The organism is Dokdonia sp. R86516, from assembly GCF_044596715.1.
Taxonomy (GTDB): Bacteria; Bacteroidota; Bacteroidia; order Flavobacteriales; family Flavobacteriaceae; genus Dokdonia.
Window position 1 is genome coordinate 1,948,217 of record NZ_CP138998.1, and the last position, 21,037, is coordinate 1,969,253.

Below are 21,037 nucleotides of genomic sequence, written 5' to 3' on the forward strand. Positions count from 1 at the left end.
CAATTACAATTTTCAAAAACGATAGAAAATGGCAGATTTAAAAGATTTCGCAGAACAATTAGTTAACCTTACAGTAAAAGAAGTAAACGAGTTAGCTACTATTTTAAAAGATGAATACGGTATCGAGCCTGCTGCTGCTGCAGTAGTAGCTGGACCAGCTGGAGCTGGAGCTGAAGCTGCTGAGGAAAAGTCAGAATTTGACGTAATCCTTAAAGCTGCTGGTGGTTCTAAACTTGCTGTAGTTAAACTTGTAAAAGAATTAACTGGAGCTGGACTTAAAGACGCAAAAGAGCTTGTAGATAATGCACCATCTCCTATCAAGGAAGGTGTTTCTAAAGACGAAGCTGAAGCACTTAAAGCTCAATTAGAAGAAGCTGGAGCAGAGGTTGAGCTTAAGTAAGCTTACCATAATAGCAGGATAAAGGTTTAGGTTAATTGTACTCCGAAAGGAGTATGATTATACCTAAACCATTTGTCGTATAAAGTGGTTACCTTTTTTTGTGACTCGATATTTACTTGGTTTTAATCGTACAAAATAAATCATTTTTAAACTTGCTAAGGGGCAAGTTTAGTTCTAATCAAATTCCGTTCGTTGATGATGCAAGATGCAAAACAAGGAGAAAGAATCAGTTTCTCATCGGTAAAGAATAGACCTGATTATCCAGACTTTTTGGATATTCAAGTAAAGTCTTTCCAAGATTTTTTCCAGCTGGAAACAAAGTCTGATGAGAGAGGTGATGAGGGTCTTTATAATACTTTTCTCGAGAACTTCCCAATTACAGATACTCGTAACAACTTTGTACTCGAGTTTTTAGATTATTTCGTTGACCCACCAAGATACTCTATACAAGAGTGTATTGAGCGAGGTCTTACATATAGTGTGCCTTTAAAAGCACGTCTGAAATTATACTGTACTGACGAAGAGCACGAGGATTTTGAAACTATTGTACAAGATGTATATCTAGGTACAATTCCATACATGACTCCTAGCGGAACATTTGTGATCAATGGCGCAGAGCGTGTTGTTGTTTCTCAACTACACCGTTCACCTGGAGTTTTCTTTGGACAATCGTTCCACGCAAATGGAACAAAATTATATTCTGCCCGAGTAATACCTTTTAAAGGATCTTGGATAGAATTTGCGACAGATATTAATAGCGTTATGTACGCATATATCGATCGTAAAAAGAAATTACCTGTTACTACACTTTTCCGTGCAATCGGTTTTGAAAGAGATAAAGACATTCTTGAAATCTTTGACCTTGCAGAAGAAGTAAAAGTTTCTAAAACAGGATTAAAAAAATATTTAGGTCGTAAGCTTGCTGCACGTGTTCTTAATACGTGGCATGAAGACTTCGTAGATGAAGATACTGGTGAAGTTGTTTCTATCGAGCGTAACGAGATTGTGCTTGATCGTGATACTGTATTAGAAAAAGAGCATGTAGAAGAAATTCTTGAAGCTGGAGCTAAGACTGTATTACTTCACAAAGAAGATAATCAGCAGGCAGATTATGCGATTATCCATAATACATTACAAAAAGATCCAACAAACTCTGAAAAAGAGGCTGTTGAACACATTTATAGACAACTACGTAATGCTGAACCGCCAGATGAGGAAACAGCACGTGGTATTATTGATAAATTATTCTTCTCAGATCAACGTTACAACTTAGGTGAGGTAGGTCGTTATAGAATGAACAAGAAATTAGGTCTTGATATTGAGATGGATAAGCAGGTGCTTACTAAGCTTGATATTATTACTATTATTAAGTATTTAATTGAGTTAATTAATGCAAAAGCAGAGATTGACGATATTGATCACTTATCAAACCGTCGTGTGCGTACCGTTGGTGAGCAATTATCTGCACAGTTTGGTGTAGGTCTTGCACGTATGGCTCGTACTATTCGTGAGCGTATGAACGTTCGTGATAATGAAGTTTTTACTCCTATTGACTTGATTAATGCTAAGACATTGTCTTCTGTTATTAATTCATTCTTTGGAACAAACCAGTTATCACAATTTATGGATCAAACCAATCCTCTTGCAGAGATAACGCACAAGCGTCGTCTTTCTGCTCTTGGACCTGGAGGTCTATCTCGTGAGCGTGCTGGATTTGAGGTACGTGATGTTCACTATACTCACTACGGAAGATTATGTCCTATTGAAACCCCAGAGGGGCCAAACATTGGTCTTATATCATCTCTTGCAGTTTATGCAAAGGTGAATAATATGGGATTCATTGAGACTCCATATAGGAAGGTAGAAAACGGTAAAATCGATTTAAAATCTGAACCACTTTATTTAAGTGCAGAGGAGGAAGAAGGGATGTTAATTGCACAAGCAAACAACCCGATGGATGACAGCGGATCAATTACTGAAGAAAAAGTAATTGCTCGAATGGAAGGTGATTTTCCTGTAGTAGACCCAGATACGGTACACTATGCAGATGTCTCTCCTAACCAGATTGCATCTATATCTGCATCTCTTATTCCATTCTTGGAACATGATGATGCAAACCGTGCATTGATGGGATCAAACATGATGCGCCAGGCAGTACCACTTATTATGGCAGATGCGCCTATAGTGGGAACAGGTCTGGAACGTCAAGTAGCTACAGATTCTAGAGTACTTATTAACGCAGAAGGTGCGGGTACTGTTGAGTATGTAGATGCAAACATGATTACTATCAAATATGATCGTACGGAAGATGAGCGTCTAGTTAGTTTTGACGAAGATTCTAAATCATATAACCTTATAAAGTTCCGTAAAACGAACCAAGGAACAAATATCAACTTGAAGCCTATTGTAAAAGTAGGTGATAGAGTAGAAAAAGGCCAAGTACTATGTCAAGGGTATGCTACCGAGAAAGGGGAGCTTGCACTAGGACGTAATATGAAGGTTGCCTTCATGCCTTGGAAAGGATATAACTTTGAGGATGCAATTGTAATATCTGAAAAGGTAGTACGTGATGATATCTTCACTTCTATTCACATTGATGAGTATTCTCTTGATGTGCGTGATACTAAGTTAGGTAATGAAGAGCTTACTAATGATATCCCTAACGTTTCTGAGGAAGCTACTAAGGATCTTGATGAGCACGGAATGATCCGTATAGGAGCAGAGGTAAAACCTGGAGATATACTAATAGGTAAGATTACTCCAAAAGGAGAGTCTGATCCTACTCCAGAAGAAAAACTTTTACGTGCCATTTTTGGAGACAAAGCAGGAGATGTAAAAGATGCTTCACTTAAAGCTTCTCCATCTTTACACGGTGTGGTTATCAATAAGAAATTGTTTGCAAGAGCAATAAAAGATAAGCGTAAGCGTGCAAAAGATAAGGAGGACATCGCTGTTCTTGAAAATCAATATGATGATAAGTTTGATGATTTACAGGCGGTAGTAATTGAAAAATTATTTAAGCTAGTAAATGGTAAAACTGCTCAAGGTGTTATGAATGACTTAGGTGAAGAAGTTCTTCCTAAAGGAAAGAAATTCACACTTAAGATGCTTAACTCTGTAGAAGATTACACGCACCTTACACAAGGAACCTGGACTACAGATGATAAGACTAATGCACTTATAGCAGACTTATTACACAACTATAAGATTAAAGAAAACGATTTACAAGGAAACTTACGTCGTGAGAAATTTACAATCTCAGTAGGAGATGAGTTACCAGCTGGTATCATCAAACTTGCTAAGGTTTATATTGCTAAAAAACGTAAGCTTAAAGTAGGAGATAAGATGGCAGGACGTCACGGTAACAAAGGTATTGTTGCACGTATCGTTCGTCAAGAAGATATGCCTTTCCTTGAGGATGGAACTCCAGTAGATATCGTTCTTAACCCACTTGGTGTACCATCTCGTATGAACATTGGGCAGATTTATGAAACGGTACTGGGATGGGCTGGTCAAAAATTAGGAAGAACCTATGCGACGCCTATTTTTGATGGAGCTACATTAGATCAAATTAATGCACTTACTGATGAGGCAGGTATTCCACGTTTTGGACATACATACTTATATGATGGAGGTACAGGAGATCGTTTTGATCAACCAGCAACAGTAGGAGTTATCTACATGTTAAAACTAGGGCACATGGTAGATGATAAGATGCACGCGCGTTCTATCGGACCATACTCTCTTATTACGCAGCAACCTCTTGGAGGTAAGGCGCAGTTTGGAGGTCAGCGTTTTGGTGAGATGGAAGTTTGGGCTCTTGAGGCATATGGAGCTTCGGCAACATTGCGTGAGATCTTAACTGTAAAATCTGATGACGTGATTGGTCGTGCTAAGACGTATGAAAGTATTGTAAAAGGAGAACCTATGCCTGAGCCAGGTCTTCCAGAATCTTTCAACGTATTGATGCATGAACTTAAAGGACTGGGACTAGACATTCGTCTAGAAGAAAAGTAAATGGTTTTTGGAAAGCGGATTCTTTCAAGGGTTCGCTTTCGCGAAAGCGTAACAACAACCATTCACAACAATAATTAATTCGACATATACAGAATTATGGCAAGAAATAATGACAATGTACAACAGCCGAAGTTTAATGCTATCTCGATTGGTCTTGCGTCTCCAGAATCTATTCTAGGAGCATCAAGAGGAGAAGTTTTAAAGCCGGAAACAATAAACTACCGTACGCACAAGCCAGAGCGTGACGGGCTGTTCTGTGAGCGTATTTTTGGTCCTGTAAAGGACTATGAGTGTGCTTGTGGTAAATATAAAAGAATACGCTACAAGGGAATCGTATGTGATCGTTGTGGTGTTGAAGTAACAGAAAAGAAAGTACGTCGTGATCGCGTGGGGCACATTAATCTTGTGGTTCCAGTTGCACACATATGGTACTTTAGATCGTTACCTAACAAAATAGGTTACTTACTTGGTCTTCCTTCTAAGAAATTAGATATGATCATTTACTATGAGCGTTATGTGGTTATACAACCAGGTATTGCAAAGAGTGAAGAAGGTGAGGAGCTTAACAAGATGGATTTCTTAACTGAAGAGGAGTACTTAAACATACTTGACAGTTTACCACAAGAAAACCTATACCTTGATGACGAGGATCCAAACAAGTTTATCGCCAAAATGGGTGCTGAGTGTTTGATCGATCTTCTTAAAAGGATAGATCTTGATGAACTATCTTACGAGTTACGTCATAAAGCTAATAACGAAACGTCTAAACAACGTAAAACGGAAGCGCTTAAACGTCTTCAAGTTGTAGAAGCTCTTCGTGATTCAAATAAAAACCGTGAGAATCATCCAGAGTGGATGATTATGAAAGTTGTTCCAGTAATTCCACCAGAATTACGCCCATTAGTGCCACTAGATGGAGGTCGCTTTGCAACATCGGATTTAAATGACCTTTATCGTCGTGTAATTATACGTAACAACCGTCTTAAGAGATTGATGGAAATCAAAGCTCCAGAGGTTATCTTACGTAATGAAAAGCGTATGCTACAGGAGTCTGTAGATTCACTTTTTGATAACACGCGTAAGTCATCTGCAGTAAAAACAGATTCTAACAGACCATTAAAGTCTCTATCTGATTCTTTAAAAGGTAAGCAAGGGCGTTTCCGTCAGAACTTACTTGGTAAGCGTGTGGATTATTCAGCACGTTCTGTAATTGTTGTTGGACCTGAGCTTAAATTGTTTGAATGTGGTATTCCTAAAGGAATGGCTGCAGAGCTTTATAAGCCATTTGTAATCCGTAAGCTTATTGAGCGTGGGATTGTAAAGACAGTAAAATCTGCAAAGAAAATAATAGATAAGAAAGAGCCAGTGGTTTGGGATATTTTAGAGAATGTTCTTAAAGGACATCCTATCCTCCTTAACCGTGCTCCTACGCTTCACCGTCTAGGTATACAGGCATTCCAGCCTAAGCTTATTGAAGGTAAGGCAATACAGTTACACCCATTAGTATGTACAGCATTTAACGCCGATTTTGATGGTGACCAGATGGCAGTACACTTACCACTTGGGCCAGAGGCGATACTTGAGGCGCAGTTATTAATGCTTGCTTCTCACAATATCTTAAACCCTGCAAATGGTGCTCCAGTAGCAGTACCTTCTCAGGATATGGTATTAGGTCTTTACTATATGACAAAGGCCAGAAAATCTACTCCGGAGTTTCATGTAAAAGGAGAAGGAATTACTTTCTACTCTGCAGAAGAGGTAAATATTGCCTACAATGAAAAGCGTGTAGATATTAATGCTATCATTAAAATACGTGCTAAGGATTTTAATGAAAACAAAGAGCTTGTTTATAAAGTAATCGAGACTACTGTAGGTCGTGTATTATTTAACGAAGCAGTGCCAGAAGAAGCTGGATATATTAACGAAGTATTGACTAAAAAGTCGCTTCGTGATATCATTGGTGGTATTCTTAAAGTAACAAGTGTACCTGTAACTGCAGACTTCCTTGACCGTATTAAAACTATGGGATATGGATTTGCATTCCGTGGAGGATTATCATTCTCACTTGGTGATATTATTATCCCAGATGAGAAGCATGGTATGATAGACGAAGCAAATGAGCAGGTAGAGGGTATTACAGGATCTTATAATATGGGTCTTATTACTAATACAGAGCGTTATAACCAAGTTATTGATGTTTGGACATCAACAAACGCTACTCTTACAGAGCTTTCTATGAAGCGTATCCGTGAGGATCAACAAGGGTTCAACTCGGTATATATGATGCTTGACTCAGGAGCACGTGGATCTAAGGAGCAGATACGTCAGCTTACTGGTATGCGTGGTCTTATGGCAAAACCTAAAAAATCTAACGATGGAGGTGGTGCTATTATTGAAAACCCTATTCTTTCTAACTTTAAGGAAGGTCTTTCAATTCTTGAGTACTTTATCTCAACGCACGGTGCACGTAAAGGTCTTGCAGATACCGCCCTTAAAACGGCAGATGCAGGTTACTTAACACGTCGTCTAGTAGATGTATCACAAGATGTTATTATTAACAGTACAGATTGTGGTACGTTAAGAGGAGTAGAGGTAGCAGCTCTTAAGAAAAATGAAGAGGTTATTGAATCTCTAAGTGCGCGTATTATAGGTCGTACTTCTCTTAATGATGTTATCAACCCACTTACAAACGAAGTGATCGTTGAAGCAGGAGCAGAGATAGATGAGGATATAGCAGAACTTATAGGTGCTGCACCAATAGAAACTGTAGAAGTACGTTCTGCGCTTACTTGTGAGGCTAAGAAAGGTATTTGTGTAAAATGTTATGGTCGTAACCTAGCAACCAATAAAACGGTGCAAATGGGTGAGGCTGTAGGAGTAGTAGCAGCACAGTCTATTGGAGAACCAGGTACACAACTTACACTTCGTACGTTCCACGTAGGAGGGGTAGCAGGAGGTGTGTCTGAGGATTCTAGTGTAACAGCTAAATTCCCTGGACTACTTGAGATCGAAGATCTTAAAACTGTAACTGGTCAAGATAGCGAAGGAAACGATGTTCAAATTGTAATCTCTCGTACATCTGAGGCAAAAGTATCTGATCCTAAAACTGGTATTACCTTAAGTACAAATACAATTCCTTATGGTTCACAAATATTTGCCAGCTCTGGTGATAAAGTGAAAGAAGGAGATGTAATCTGTAAGTGGGATCCATTTAACGGTGTAGTTATTTCAGAATTTGCAGGAAAAATTAAGTTTGAGTCTATTGAGCAAGGTATCACTTACCGTGTTGAAACAGATGAGCAAACAGGTTTCCAAGAGAAAGTAATTTCTGAATCTAGAGATAAGAAAAAAATACCAACATTAATCATTGAGGATAGCAAAGGAAACGCGCTACGTTCTTACAACTTACCAGTAGGAGCTCACCTTATGATTGATGATGGAGATAAGATTAAAGAAGGTAAGATTCTTGTAAAAATACCTCGTAGGTCTGCAAAGGCTGGCGATATTACAGGGGGTCTTCCACGTGTAACTGAATTGTTTGAAGCACGTAACCCATCTAACCCAGCAGTAGTATCTGAAATAGACGGTGTAGTTTCATTCGGAAAAATCAAACGTGGTAACCGTGAGATAATCGTAGAGTCTAAGCTTGGAGAAATCAAAAAGTACTTAGTGAAGTTATCTAATCAGATTCTTGTTCAAGAAAATGATTATGTACGCGCAGGTATGCCACTTTCTGATGGATCTGTGACACCTAATGATATTCTTAATATCAAAGGGCCGTCTGCAGTACAGCAGTACCTAGTTAACGAAGTACAAGAAGTATATCGTTTACAAGGGGTGAAGATTAATGATAAGCACTTTGAAGTTGTTGTGCGCCAGATGATGCGTAAAGTACGTATACAAGATCCAGGGGATACTATCTTCCTAGAGAATCAACTGGTACACAAAGCAGATTTCATTGAAGAAAATGATGCGATGTACGGTATGAAAGTCGTAGAAGATGCAGGAGAATCTGAGAGACTTAAACCAGGTCAATTAGTTTCACCTCGTGAACTTCGCGATGAGAACTCTTTACTTAGAAGAGAAGATAAGAATCAAGTTACAGCTCGTGATGTAAGTCCAGCTACAGCTTCTCCTATCCTTCAGGGTATTACAAGAGCATCGTTACAGACTAAGTCATTCATCTCTGCAGCATCATTCCAAGAGACAACTAAAGTATTAAACGAAGCTGCTGTAAGCGGTAAGATTGATTACTTAGAAGGTCTTAAGGAAAATGTAATTGTAGGTCACAAAATTCCAGCAGGAACGGGAATGCGTCGTTACGATAATATACTCGTGGGAAGCAAAGAAGATCTTGAGAATATGATGGCTGAAAAGCAAGAAGTAAATTACAACTAGTATATAATTTAAGTTCTTGATTCATTAAGAAAAAAGAATTTGAAAAATATCTAAAACCCGTTCAGCGATGCTGGGCGGGTTTTTTATTTGACAAAAGCGAATTTATTTCTTAGTTGGGCTTCAACCTTTTTATGATCAATTCATACTATAAGTGTTGATTTATGCTTTCGCGAAAGCGTACTAATTTTCATAACTAATCATCTTAATTTAATAATGGGAATTATTCATACACCTAAAAGTTGTTGAGACTGTTATAATTTTTTTAAGTGAAACTATTTCTCGTATAATGAACGAGTGTGTCAAACATTAATTAAATAATGTGTAGAAAATATTCTCATAAAGTTGAGTGCAATTAGGCAAGTGAAGAGGTTGTGAAATTACTTACTCTCTAAGTCAAAAAAACAGATCTAGCGCTTATAGTCTGGAAATAATGTAATTATTAAAATGAGTAGAATGTGCTTTATTGAGTGAGACTATGAACGCTTTTGACTAAAAAAATGATTATTTCTTTTGATTTTCTATGAACATAAACAAAATGTTAATATTTAATCGTAAATTTCTTAAACAAAACTTAATTTGAAGTTTTAAACATATCTTCAGTTATTTTTTTTAGTAAAAATTACAGTTTTAACCCCTACTTTTTTGAAAGATACAGATAATAAAAAGCATGTTATTGTTGCTGTAGGAGCCAGTGCTGGCGGCCTAGAGGCACTTAATGCCTTTTTTAATAATGTAGTCGAAAATTACGATTACAGTTATATAATTATACAGCACCTATCTCCAGACCACAAAAGCCTTATGGCCGAATTGCTGTCTAAAAAAACAAATGTTCCTATAGTTGCGGTTACTAATGACTCAGAAATAAAACGTAGTCATATCTATGTGATACCTCCTTCAATGAATCTTATTATTGAAAATGGACACCTTATATTATTAGATAAACCAGTGGCTAAAACACTTAATCTTCCTATAGACTTATTCATGAGTTCTCTTGCAGAGGCTTACGGGAAGCAAGCGGTAGGCGTTATATTAAGTGGTACGGGTAGTGATGGCACAAAAGGCGTGCAAGCGATTAAAGAACATGGAGGAGTGGTACTTGTACAGCAGCCAGATGAGGCGAGCTTTGATGGGATGCCTACAAGCGCAATTAATAGTGGTGACGTAGACTATATTGTACCCGCTGGAGAAATGATAGATGAAATACATCGTTACTTTAATAATGAAGACGTATTTAATTTTAAGGACGATATCTCTGTAGAAGATAATGAACGTTTACGTGCTATTTTAAATATCCTGCATACTAATACCAATATAAATTTCAATTATTATAAGCGCCCTACAATTCTGAGACGTACAGAAAGACGTATGCAAAACCTCAAAATGGGGAATTTTGATCAGTACATAGCATATTTAAAAATTCATCCAGAAGAGGTTTCTGTGTTGTACAAGGAGTTTTTAATTGGAGTTACAAAATTTTTTAGAGATACAAACGCTTGGAATTTATTGGAGGCTGAGACTATACCTAGTATTGTAAGAAATAAAAGAGATGGAGATACAATAAAAGTGTGGGATGTGGCTTGCTCCACCGGAGAAGAGGCATACTCACTAGCAATCCTCTTTCAAGAAGAAATAGATCGTCAAGAGAAGGATATCAAACTCAAAATATTTGCAACAGATATTTCTGAAGAGCATATTGCACTAGCATCTCAAGGAGTCTTTAATAATACTATTGTTCAGAGTGTTTCTCCCAGTAAATTAGAGAAGTTCTTTATTAAAGATGGAGAGGAGTTTAAAATAGATAAAGACCTTAGAAAGAAAATAATTTTTTCAAATCATGATATTTTAAAAGATCCTCCATTTAAAAATATGGATATGGTGTCATGCCGTAATCTTTTAATTTATTTAAAGCCAGAGGTGCAAACTGCGGTATTGCATACATTACATTATGCACTAAAACTTAATGGATTTTTATTTCTAGGATCAAGTGAGTCTATAACTGCCTTGCGTAACTCCTTTGAGACAATAAATGCTAAGCTTAAAATTTTTAAGAACATCCATCCATCAGAAAGAATGCATAGTGAGTTACTTACCTCAAATGCAGATAAGAGTAATGTTATGCTTTCGCGAAAGCAGAAAAAGACAGTGATTCAAAAGAAAGAAACATTTACTAGTGACGTTAAAATGAGTATCAGCAATGCGCTTTTGTCTCAATTTGATACTGCAAGTGTATATGTTGATGCAGATTTTAAAGTACTAGATGCATTGGGTTCTTTTTCAAAATATGCACAATTACCTGAAAGCGGTTTTTCTTTAGACTTACTAAAGATGCTTCCTGATAATTTAAAAACAGCTGTAAACTCGGCGGCAAGAAAAGCAAAACGTTCCAAAAAAGACTTCATTTACAATGATGTTATTACTACAAAAGCAGGAGCAGATACTGTTGTAAATGTGCTAGTAAAACCCATTTTTCAAAATAACGCTGATGATTGTAATTACGTAATTACGTTTATTGAAAAGGAATTAAATCCTGATGCAGCCATAGCTCGTGGTACAATGAATCTTGCAGTAGCTCCAGATGAACGCATCAAAGATCTTATAGACGAGATAGAGGAAACAAGGGGGGAACTTAAAAAAGCACTGGAAGATGCAGAGACTAGTAATGAAGAATTACAAACGCTCAATGAGGAGTTGCTAGCATCAAATGAGGAGTTGCAAAGTACAAATGAGGAGCTACAGAGTGTAAATGAAGAGCTGCACACAGTGAATGTAGAGCACATTGAAAAAATGGATGATCTAGCATTACTTAATGCGGATATGGATAATATTCTTAACAGTACTCAGATAGCAACAATCTTTCTAGATAGACAACTTACGATTAGAAAATTTACACCTTCTATACAAGAACATTTTAAGTTAATGAAGCAAGATATAGGGAGACCTATAGATCACTTCTTGATCCAGTTAGGTACTGGTAAAAAATCATCACTTAGAAGTAAGATTGAAACAGTGATGAGCACAGGAGAGGTAAATGAAACACAAATTAATAAAAAAGGTGGGCGCTCGTATATAAGGCGTATTTCTCCATTTTATACAGGATCAAATAAGATAGAGGGTTCTGTAATCACCTTTGTAGACATTACAAAAACGGTCGATTCACAAAAGAAATTAAAAGAAAGCCAGCAGAAGTTTAAAGACTTTTATGAGAATGATCCTGTGATGCACGTAAGTGTTGATCCTTCTACGGGACGTATCGTAGAGTGTAATAAAATTTTCATTGATACAATAGGCTTAAATTCTCGAAGTGAGGTTGTAGGCAGGCGTATATTTGATTTTTATACAGATGATTCTAAGGCTAAAGGGCTTGGACTTCTAGATGAAATTCAAAAAACAGGAGTGATAGAAGGTGAGCAAATGACCCTTGTAGATACAGAAGGTAACGAGATACCTATTATCCTTAACTCAGAGCTTGTAATTCCAGAAGAAGGTCACTCGTACTCACGTTCTACCTTAGTTAATATCTCAGACTTACAGCATGCACAGCAGTTAATGTATGATAAGAATGAAGAGCTACAGCGCATTAATACAGATTTAGAACAGTTTGTATCTATATGCTCGCATGATTTACAAGAACCTTTAGGAACGATACGCTTTAGTAGTGATGTTATTCTTAAGAAATTTGGAGATGATCTAGACCCTAAGGCCACCGAATACTTAGGGTACATTTATGGTGCAGCAGGTAGAATGGCAAACCAAATCAAAGGACTTCTTGAACATAGTCGCATAGGGCAAGAGCTAGAGCGTACAGAAGTAAACGTGCAAGAATTACTAGAAATCGTAAAATATGATCTTGGTAAAAGATTAAGAGAGTGTGGCGGTAAAATACATCTTAGTAAAATGCCTACTATCCAAGCATATAATACAGAGTTAAGATTGTTGTTCCAGAACTTAATAGGGAACTCTCTTAAATATTCAAAGCCAGATGTGAGTCCTGTAGTACGTATTTCATCCTTTGAAGATGATGGATATTGGACTTTTGTGATTAATGACAACGGTATAGGAATAGCCGAAGAAGATCTTGATCAAGTATTTAAAATCTTTGGGCGAGCATCAACTCAGCATAAATATGAAGGTACGGGCGTGGGCCTTGCCCATTGTGAAAAAATTGTAAAACTTCACGATGGATCAATTTGGGTAGATTCTCAAGTTAATGTAGGAAGTACGTTTTATTTTAAAATTAAAAAGTAAGTAAACCATGGGGAGTCCATCTGCTTTATACCCAAAAAAGATAGATCTAACTAATTGTGATAAGGAACCAATACATCTCATAGGGCGCATACAGTCTCATGCGATGCTTTTTGTGATAGATAATCCATCTTTTGAGATATCACATATATCTGAAAATGTGATTTCTACGCTTTCGCGAAAGCGTGAAGACTTTTTTTCTAAGCGTCTTAAGGATGTGCTAGGAGAAAATGGGACGCTTATAGAAACATATATCAAGAGCGGAGATAATAACTCGCTTGAAGTTACTATTAACGATAATCGTTATGTGGTAGTCACTCACCACAACAATCAACTAGTATATGTAGAATTAGAGCCTATAGAGCAGCAAGAAAATGCTCAATTCATGCAGCGCCAGTTATCGGAGATTATTTCAGACTTAAGTGAAGCTGTATCTGTCTCGGCTATGTGTGATAAAACGGCTCAGCTTATCAAGCAGTTTGCAGGTTATGATCGTGTAATGATCTATAAATTTGATGAAAATTGGAACGGTAAGATTGTATCTGAGGCTCGTGAAGAACAACTTGATAGCTGGATAGGTATGCATTATCCTGCGACAGATATACCACAGCAAGCGCGTAAACTTTTTTTAAAACAAGGTGTACGTATCATAGCAGATGTTGCATCACAAACGGTTCCCGTTTATGCAAAGCTCACTTTGCAAGACGAGCCATTAGATTTAGGTCTTTGCGAGTCTCGGGCTTCGTCTCCCATACACATAGAGTATTTACAGAATATGAAGGTAGGGGCGACTCTCACTGCGGCAATAGTGAGTGATGGAGAATTATGGGGTTTGATAGCATGTCATCATTATAGTCCAAAGTTTGTAAACTATTATAAAAGACAAACAGTTAAGTTTTTAACTCAAGTATTTTCTACGCAGCTCACATTAAGGGCTTCAAATGAGGTGCTTACTCGTATTAACGCTACTACTGCAATAAGAGCTACGCTCGTAGAGCAAATGAGTGATGGATGGGATGTGGCAAATGGCTTAACCCAGAAGCCTACCTCAATGCTCACAATAACCGAAGCATCAGGTGGAGCCGTATTTTTAGAAAATAATGTGTCAACTGTAGGAGAAACTCCCAGTAAACAAGAAATTATAGCGCTTATAGACTGGATATATGACACCCAGATGGGTGATATATATACCACTCAAAATATTGCAGAAGAGTATGAAAAGGGGTCGGCTTTCGTCAAAATAGGCTCGGGATTACTTTGTGTCTTTATAGCAAAGGGAGAAAAGGACTGCTTGCTGTGGTTTAAACCAGAACTCAAACAACTTATATCTTGGGGAGGAAATCCAGAAAAGGCAGTAGAAGAAAAGGGGAAAAGGCTAAGTCCAAGGAAATCTTTTGAAAAATGGAATCAGGAACAGGTAAATACCTCCCTACCTTGGAAAGACTATGAGATCGCTTCTGCGCAAGCGCTTAAAACAAGTATTTCTAACATAATCATAAGTAGATATCAAGAGGTGAAACTTCTTAACGATAAACTTAAAGAAGCTTACAAGGAGTTAGAATCTTTTAGTTATAGCGTTTCTCATGATTTAAGATCTCCTTTACGTGGTATAGATGGGTTTGCACAAATAATTAAAGAGGATTACTTTGAAACACTTGATGAGTATGGTAAAAAAGCTATCCAAACTATAATAGACTCTACAAGTAAAATGAACATGCTTATAGATGATATTTTGGCTTTTTCTGGGATAGGAAAAAATCAGATATCCATGGGAGTTTTTTCTATGAAAGAGGTCGTAGAAGAAGTAATTACATTTTTACAAGTTGATCTAAAGTATAAAAGTGCTCAATTTATCATTGACCCAAAATTACCTGATGCTTACGGAGATCGAGCTATGATTTTTCAATTGCTCAATAATCTTGTAGGCAATGCTCTTAAGTATTCTCACACTATAGAAAAACCTATTATAGAAATAGGTTGTGATAACAGTCTCTCTCCTGTAGTTTATTACGTGAAGGATAATGGGATAGGTTTTGATAATAAGTATAATGAGAAAATTTTTGGAGTGTTTAATAGACTTGTAAAGGACGAGTTTGAAGGTTCGGGTATAGGTCTTGCTATCTCTCAACGAGTATTAGAGAAGCATCAAGGTCGTATTTGGGCAGAGGGTCAGGTAGATAACGGTGCTGCATTTTATTTTCAATTACCCGCTAGATAATGAAAGGATTAGTGATTTCTGTAGAGGATAATGCTACAGACCGTGCATTAATGGGTCGTATTTTTGAAAAAGAAATGCCCTTGGTTGATGTTTGTTTTATTGATGATTCATTGAAGGCTTTAGCTTGGTTTAAAGCATATGATGATGTTGGGGTTACACCGAATCTCATATTATTAGACATAAAAATGCCTAAACTAAGTGGTTTAGACTTATTGAAAGAAATAAGAAAAATAGAGGTCTTTAAATATGCACCTATTGTTATGATGAGTTCCTCAGATCAAAAAACTGATAAGGATAAGGCTTATATTTATGGAGCTAATAGTTATCTAGAGAAGCCTAAGAACTATGCCGAATTAAAGGAGCAAATTCCTGTTATAGCCAAATATTGGTTAACGTTAAATAAATAACTATGTCAACAGAAGTACATATACTACTTGTAGAAGATACAGACTCAGATGCTGCTCTTATTACAAGACAAATTCACAAGTTAGATAAGACGTATAAAGTGCAAGTTGTTGATAATCTTGCAGACTTAGAAGTGGCTATCAAGACTTTTAACCCACAACTAATAATCTCAGATTATAATTTGCCTACTTGTTCAGGTATGGAGGTACTAGAGGTGGCTAGAAGTAAGACTCCTACTGCCACTTTTTTATTTGTTACAGGCACACTTCAAGATGAGGAACTAGCAGCAGAAACTATTTTAAACGGTGCAGATGGCTTTATTTTAAAGAGACATATTAGTGTGCTTGCTTCAAAACTTGCACCACATATTGATAAAATCAAAAACAGACCTGTTATTGTACAAAACACGAGAAATCGTATTAAGCAAAGCACAGATCTCGTAAATGATATAAAGGAGTATATGGAAGATATTAATAGAGAAAATATCTCCCACCAAGATCGGATAGCCAAAATAAGAGAGCATCTTGATAAAATCAAAAATTCATTATAAAATGAAGAGCATACCTTGCTTAAAAATAATAATGTGCTCAAAAAATATGAATTAAAACAAGAGAAAAATTTAAATCATTACATAGTATGAATTACAAAATGATTGTCTAAACAACATATGTAATTTTGTTTAACACCCGTTCAGTTGTACTGAACGGGTTTTTTAATCCTTGGAATTCAATTTTTTATAGAAATATTAAGTTTTAATTAACGAATATCTAACACTGTAATGAGGATTTCCGCTTTCGCAAATGCAAGGCAATTCTTACCTTTCCAGACTTCCTTAGAAAGGAAACTTAAAAACTAAATCAATCGAATTGAGAGTTCTACTCTCATTACAATAAACGCCCACATGGCTGAAGATAAAAAGACACAAAACAACCAAAAACAAATAAATATAGAACTAGATGAGGCTATTGCTCAAGGCACGTACTCAAACCTGGCGATAATAAATCATTCTGTTTCAGAATTTGTAGTAGACTTTGTAAATATTATGCCTGGCACGCCTAAAAGTAAGGTGAAAAGCCGCATCATATTAACACCTCAACATGCTAAAAGGCTTGCAAAAGCACTCGCAGAAAACGTTAAACGTTTTGAAAATGCACATGGTGTTATAAAGGATTATGAGAAACAACCTGTTCCCCTAAATTTTGGACCTACGGGTCAAGCTTAATTGTATTTAATTGGTATAGTTTATGATGAGCTAGTTGATTCTCTATTAACTAGTTGATAAGCAAGATTAAATTTAACATATGTATAGTTTACTTATAAAAACATCCCTATGATTTTAGAAGCACTTAAGAATGGAACAGCATCAATTCATGATGAAATAGAAAAAAATAACTTAACTAATTTTATCATGGATGGTTCAATTGATCAAAATCAATATGAAACATTATTACGTCAAAACTTCAAAGTATATAAAGCTGTCGAAGATTTTATAAATGGTCGCTACGAAATGTTACCACTTGGATTGAAATCGTTTGCAGGTTATCAAAAGACAAATGCCCTTGCAAAAGACATAACTTCTTTCTCAAGCTTGCCCTTGCCTGAGCCTATGCGCATAACTGGAGCTAGGGATGAGGCAACCTTAGTAGGTAAGCTATACGTTATAGAAGGATCTATGATAGGTGGTATGATGATGAGTAAAAAGCTTGAATCTTGCAGTAATCTTTCTCATGTAGAGAATCACCATTTTTTTAATGGAAATGTAAATGAAGGTTTATCTAGATGGAATGAATTTAAAGAAGCTGTTGATTCTTTAAACTTTAGCTATGAAGAAATCAAAACCGCAGTAAAAAGTGCAAAAGCTACCTTTAAACTCTTTAAAAAAGCCTATAAGAAAGAGCTCATCTAGCGTTCACATATAATTATGCTTTCTGGTTAAAGCTGGGTTAAATACAGTACGCTTTATTTTTTATAGCAATATATTTCAGACCTTCATGATTCACATAAGGAAATATGAAATCATACAAACTTAAAATAGAGCAGGTAGATGACTTTGTGCCAGAAATCGCAGATGCTTTCGGGGTCAATTACACAAACAACTTTGGAGAATTTGCGATGCAAATCCCTACACACTTAGGTAAAGGTTTCATAAAAGGCATCAATTTTCCTAATGGTATCGGCCTTCATATCATTAATGGTGACATGGTAGATGATACAGAGCTTTATTTTGAGAATAATGGAATGAATTCCCTTCGTTTCATCTATTGCATGAAAGGTGAGGTAGGTCATAAATTTTCTAGAGATTCTGAAGAAATGGCCATTAGAAGAGCAGAGCATCTTATTGCAGCACCTAGATATAACGAAGATCAGGTCTATATAATTAAAAAAGAAAAGCCGGCGATTATTTGTTATTTGGAAATCAACAAGGCAAAGTTTCAAGAGCAGCTTTCTTACGATTTGTCTAAGGTGGATGAAGTGTATTATCCGCTATTTGCAGATGTTAATGCGCTTACTCAAGTGTGTTATAAAGGATACTACAGTTTACAGATTTCAGATATTATTGACGATATATTGACAAATGATGATGAAGGCTTGGTGAGAACAAATTATCTTGGTGCAAAGGCATTAGAATGTACATCATTGATGCTTAAGTTATTTAAAGAAGATTCCCTCGAAGGGAAAAAGCATCCTACACTCCGATTGGCAGATTTAGACAACATTGCAGCTGCTGTTCAGTATATCGAAAACCACATATCTGAACTTGTCACTATCCCAGAAATTGCCGAAGTGGTCGGTATCGAAACTTACAGGTTACAAGATGGGTTTAAACGTAATTACGGGATGACCGTAAATGACTATATAAAAGAGTATCGATTAAAACGTGCCTTAACAATGCTCACCTCAGAAGATAAAAACGTGTCTGAGGTAGTATATGCACTTGGACTATCCAGTAGGAGCTACTTTTCAAAAATATTTAAAGAGAAATATGGTATTAGCCCTTCTTCTCTGCGACGAAATCCAGAAATCTAAAGTAGTTTTTCTAATGATGATGTTGTCCAAGCCTCAGGCTTTGCACTAAATTTTGTTTTAGTTTCTGCCCAGATTCCTTTAAAAAGTTCTGAGTTTCGATAATTCTGTAATGCTTCGTCTGAAGTCCAGTGACTGTGAGTAAAGAAAATACAAGGGTCATCTTCCCCACGTAGTAGCTCTAGGTACATACACCCGTTAGACGCTCTAATTTTTTCTTTTACTTTGTCAAAATTGTTTAAAAACGAGGGTATCTCGCTTTCGCGAAAGCGTAATTTTACCAGTCTTACAATCATTTGTCTATAAAATTAATCATTACAGTATCTCTATAGTTGAGGCCAAAGAGGCTAGCAGCACTTCCTACCGTACTAGGATTGCTTTTATAAATAGCAAGTTCTACATATCCACCAGAATTGAATACAGCTAGTTTTTTACCTTCTTCTTCACGTTTTAATTTATCAATACTGAAGTTTATTGCATCACTATACTGATTATGTATTTTCGAGATATCGGCACCTCTTGCTTGAAGTCTATAATCACGTCCTTTGCCTACTTCTTCAAATAGTTTTTTTGTGATATTACTGATCACATTTCCATAGTTGTCTATGTAAATTACATTACCAGAAATTTGATTTCGTGAGTTATTTATTACTGGTGAGATTCCAGTAAGCTGTCGTATAGTGTCTATATTTTTTCCTATCACGCCTAGGGTGCCGCCACGTGCGATATGGCATGCCGTTTTTACAAATACATCTAGAACTGTAAAGTTAGTTTGTGTGCGATCGTGAATGTTTATTTCTACTTTTTCTTCAGGTACAATGTCCTTAGTTAGAAGGGAGATAATGCCATTATTTGCACATATAAAATAATGTCCATCTAGCTTGACGGCAATATGGTTTGTCTCTGGGGTTAGCTCGCTGTCTACTCCTATAACGTGTATAGTTCCTTTTGGAAAATTTTGATACGCATTTTGAATAATATAAGCGGCTTCCATTAGGTGGAAAGGAGATACAGAATGTGAGATGTCTACAATGCGCACTTCTTCTAACTCTGAATAAATGGCTCCCTTAACAGCACCTGCAAAAGGATCTTTCTCTCCAAAATCTGTAGTAAGAGTGATTATTTTCATTGAGTTATAAGTGTATGCTTGCCAAAAAGCATATAAATCTACAATAGTTATAAACTAAAAATGTTCATTATTTCTTAACTTAGAGAGGTATATACCTAGTAATTCATGGTTAAAAAAGACGTATTTTAGTAGTAAACAAAGCTAAAATATTTTACGGACGTAACTCACTAAATCCTTCTGCCTTTTGAACGAATTAATCTTAGAACTCTCAGAAATCAATCCGCGCGAATTTTTTGGACAGCGCAATGCTAATATAGAACTCCTCAAGCAGTATTTTCCTAAACTCAAGATAGTAGCTAGAGGTAATAAAATCAAAGCTTACGGAGATGAAGATCTTCTAGAAGAGTTTGATAGGCGTATGACGATGCTTATGGATCACTTTGGGAAGTACAATAAGATAGATGAAAACTCAATAGAGCGTGTACTCACAAGCGTGAGTAAAGAAGATTATGAGACGCCTGTAGAGAGTGGTGATGTACTTGTACACGGGGTGAGTGGTAAACTCATAAAACCACAAACGGCAAACCAGCGTAAGCTGGTAGAGCTTTCAAAAAAGAACGACCTAACCTTTGCGATAGGTCCTGCTGGTACCGGTAAAACATATGTAGGCGTTGCACTAGCCGTAAAAGCGCTTAAAGAGAAGCGAGTAAAACGTATTATACTCACGAGACCTGCTGTAGAGGCTGGAGAAAATTTAGGTTTTCTACCTGGTGATATGAAGGAGAAGCTCGACCCTTATATGCAGCCACTTTATGATGCCCTTAGGGATATGATACCTAGTGAAAAGCTAGAGACCTTTATTGAGAAAGGAGTGATACAAATTGCACCTATGGCTTTTATGCGTGGTCGTACACTTGATAATGCTTTTGTGATACTTGATGAAGCTCAAAACACAACACACGCCCAGATGAAGATGTTCCTTACTCGTATGGGGCGTAATGCAAAGTTTATGATTACTGGAGATCCAGGGCAGATAGATTTACCTAGACGTGTCACCAGTGGTCTTAAGGAAGCGTTACTTATCCTCAAAACCGTAAAAGGAGTAGGGATGATTTATCTTGATGATAAAGATGTGGTGCGCCATCCTCTAGTAAAGAAAATGATTGCGGCTTATCGCGAGATAGAAAATAGAAACGACTAACATATTTCTATACTTTTAATTCGTAATATATCATTCAGAATTTTACTTTTGAAGAATAACTAA

Annotated in this window: 13 protein-coding genes; 11 read left to right on the forward strand and 2 right to left on the reverse strand. The window is 36.6% G+C overall.

Features of this window, described 5'->3' with window-relative positions; all coding sequences use genetic code 11:
- Positions 1–28: 28 nt before the first annotated feature.
- The 10 genes from rplL to SJY23_RS08990 all read left to right on the forward strand — a co-directional run bounded on the left by rplL (position 29) and on the right by SJY23_RS08990 (position 18,707).
- Complete coding sequence (gene rplL / locus SJY23_RS08945; RefSeq protein WP_035334247.1) at positions 29–400, forward strand: 50S ribosomal protein L7/L12; 372 nt, start codon at positions 29–31, stop codon at positions 398–400.
- A 195-nt stretch (positions 401–595) separates the two neighbouring features.
- Complete coding sequence (gene rpoB, locus SJY23_RS08950) at positions 596–4,417, forward strand: DNA-directed RNA polymerase subunit beta (RefSeq protein ID WP_192816522.1); 3,822 nt, start codon at positions 596–598, stop codon at positions 4,415–4,417.
- 96 nt (positions 4,418–4,513) lie between these two features.
- Entirely contained in the window at positions 4,514–8,815 is a 4,302-nt protein-coding gene (rpoC, locus tag SJY23_RS08955) for a DNA-directed RNA polymerase subunit beta' (protein ID WP_035334246.1), read from the forward strand.
- A gap of 642 nt (positions 8,816–9,457) precedes the next feature.
- Complete coding sequence (locus tag SJY23_RS08960; RefSeq protein ID WP_396596068.1) at positions 9,458–13,060, forward strand: CheR family methyltransferase; 3,603 nt, start codon at positions 9,458–9,460, stop codon at positions 13,058–13,060.
- A gap of 7 nt (positions 13,061–13,067) precedes the next feature.
- Positions 13,068–15,275, forward strand: a complete 2,208-nt coding sequence (locus SJY23_RS08965) for an ATP-binding protein (protein ID WP_396596069.1) — start codon at positions 13,068–13,070, stop codon at positions 15,273–15,275.
- Positions 15,275–15,682 carry a response regulator gene (locus SJY23_RS08970; protein ID WP_396596070.1) on the forward strand — a complete coding sequence of 136 codons (408 nt, stop codon included), beginning with the start codon at positions 15,275–15,277 and terminating at the stop codon, positions 15,680–15,682. Before SJY23_RS08965 ends, SJY23_RS08970 begins: the two co-directional genes overlap by 1 nt.
- A gap of 2 nt (positions 15,683–15,684) precedes the next feature.
- A complete protein-coding gene (locus SJY23_RS08975; protein WP_396596071.1) occupies positions 15,685–16,230 on the forward strand; it encodes a response regulator in 546 nt (181 codons plus the stop codon).
- A 351-nt stretch (positions 16,231–16,581) separates the two neighbouring features.
- Positions 16,582–16,902, forward strand: a complete 321-nt coding sequence (locus tag SJY23_RS08980; protein WP_035334241.1) for a DUF3467 domain-containing protein — start codon at positions 16,582–16,584, stop codon at positions 16,900–16,902.
- Positions 16,903–17,010: 108 nt separating this feature from the next.
- A complete protein-coding gene (locus tag SJY23_RS08985; RefSeq protein WP_035334240.1) occupies positions 17,011–17,586 on the forward strand; it encodes a biliverdin-producing heme oxygenase in 576 nt (191 codons plus the stop codon).
- A 104-nt stretch (positions 17,587–17,690) separates the two neighbouring features.
- Positions 17,691–18,707, forward strand: coding sequence for an AraC family transcriptional regulator (locus SJY23_RS08990; RefSeq protein WP_035334239.1), 1,017 nt, complete (start codon positions 17,691–17,693; stop codon positions 18,705–18,707).
- On the opposite strand, the gene SJY23_RS08995 is transcribed toward SJY23_RS08990, so the two are convergent.
- Positions 18,704–19,000 (reverse strand): putative quinol monooxygenase, encoded by a 297-nt coding sequence (locus SJY23_RS08995; protein WP_396596072.1) that lies wholly within the window; start codon positions 18,998–19,000, stop codon positions 18,704–18,706. The genes SJY23_RS08990 and SJY23_RS08995 overlap by 4 nt on opposite strands.
- On the reverse strand, positions 18,997–19,833 hold the full coding sequence (locus SJY23_RS09000) for an S-adenosyl-l-methionine hydroxide adenosyltransferase family protein (RefSeq protein WP_035334237.1): 837 nt from the start codon (positions 19,831–19,833) through the stop codon (positions 18,997–18,999). The genes SJY23_RS08995 and SJY23_RS09000 overlap by 4 nt, the downstream gene beginning before the upstream one ends.
- A 184-nt stretch (positions 19,834–20,017) precedes the next feature.
- Between SJY23_RS09000 and SJY23_RS09005 the strand changes: the two genes are divergently transcribed.
- The gene (locus SJY23_RS09005; protein WP_035325186.1) at positions 20,018–20,974 is read left to right on the forward strand and encodes a PhoH family protein; all 957 of its coding nucleotides are present in this window, start codon (positions 20,018–20,020) and stop codon (positions 20,972–20,974) included.
- The last annotated feature ends 63 nt before the right edge of the window (positions 20,975–21,037 follow it).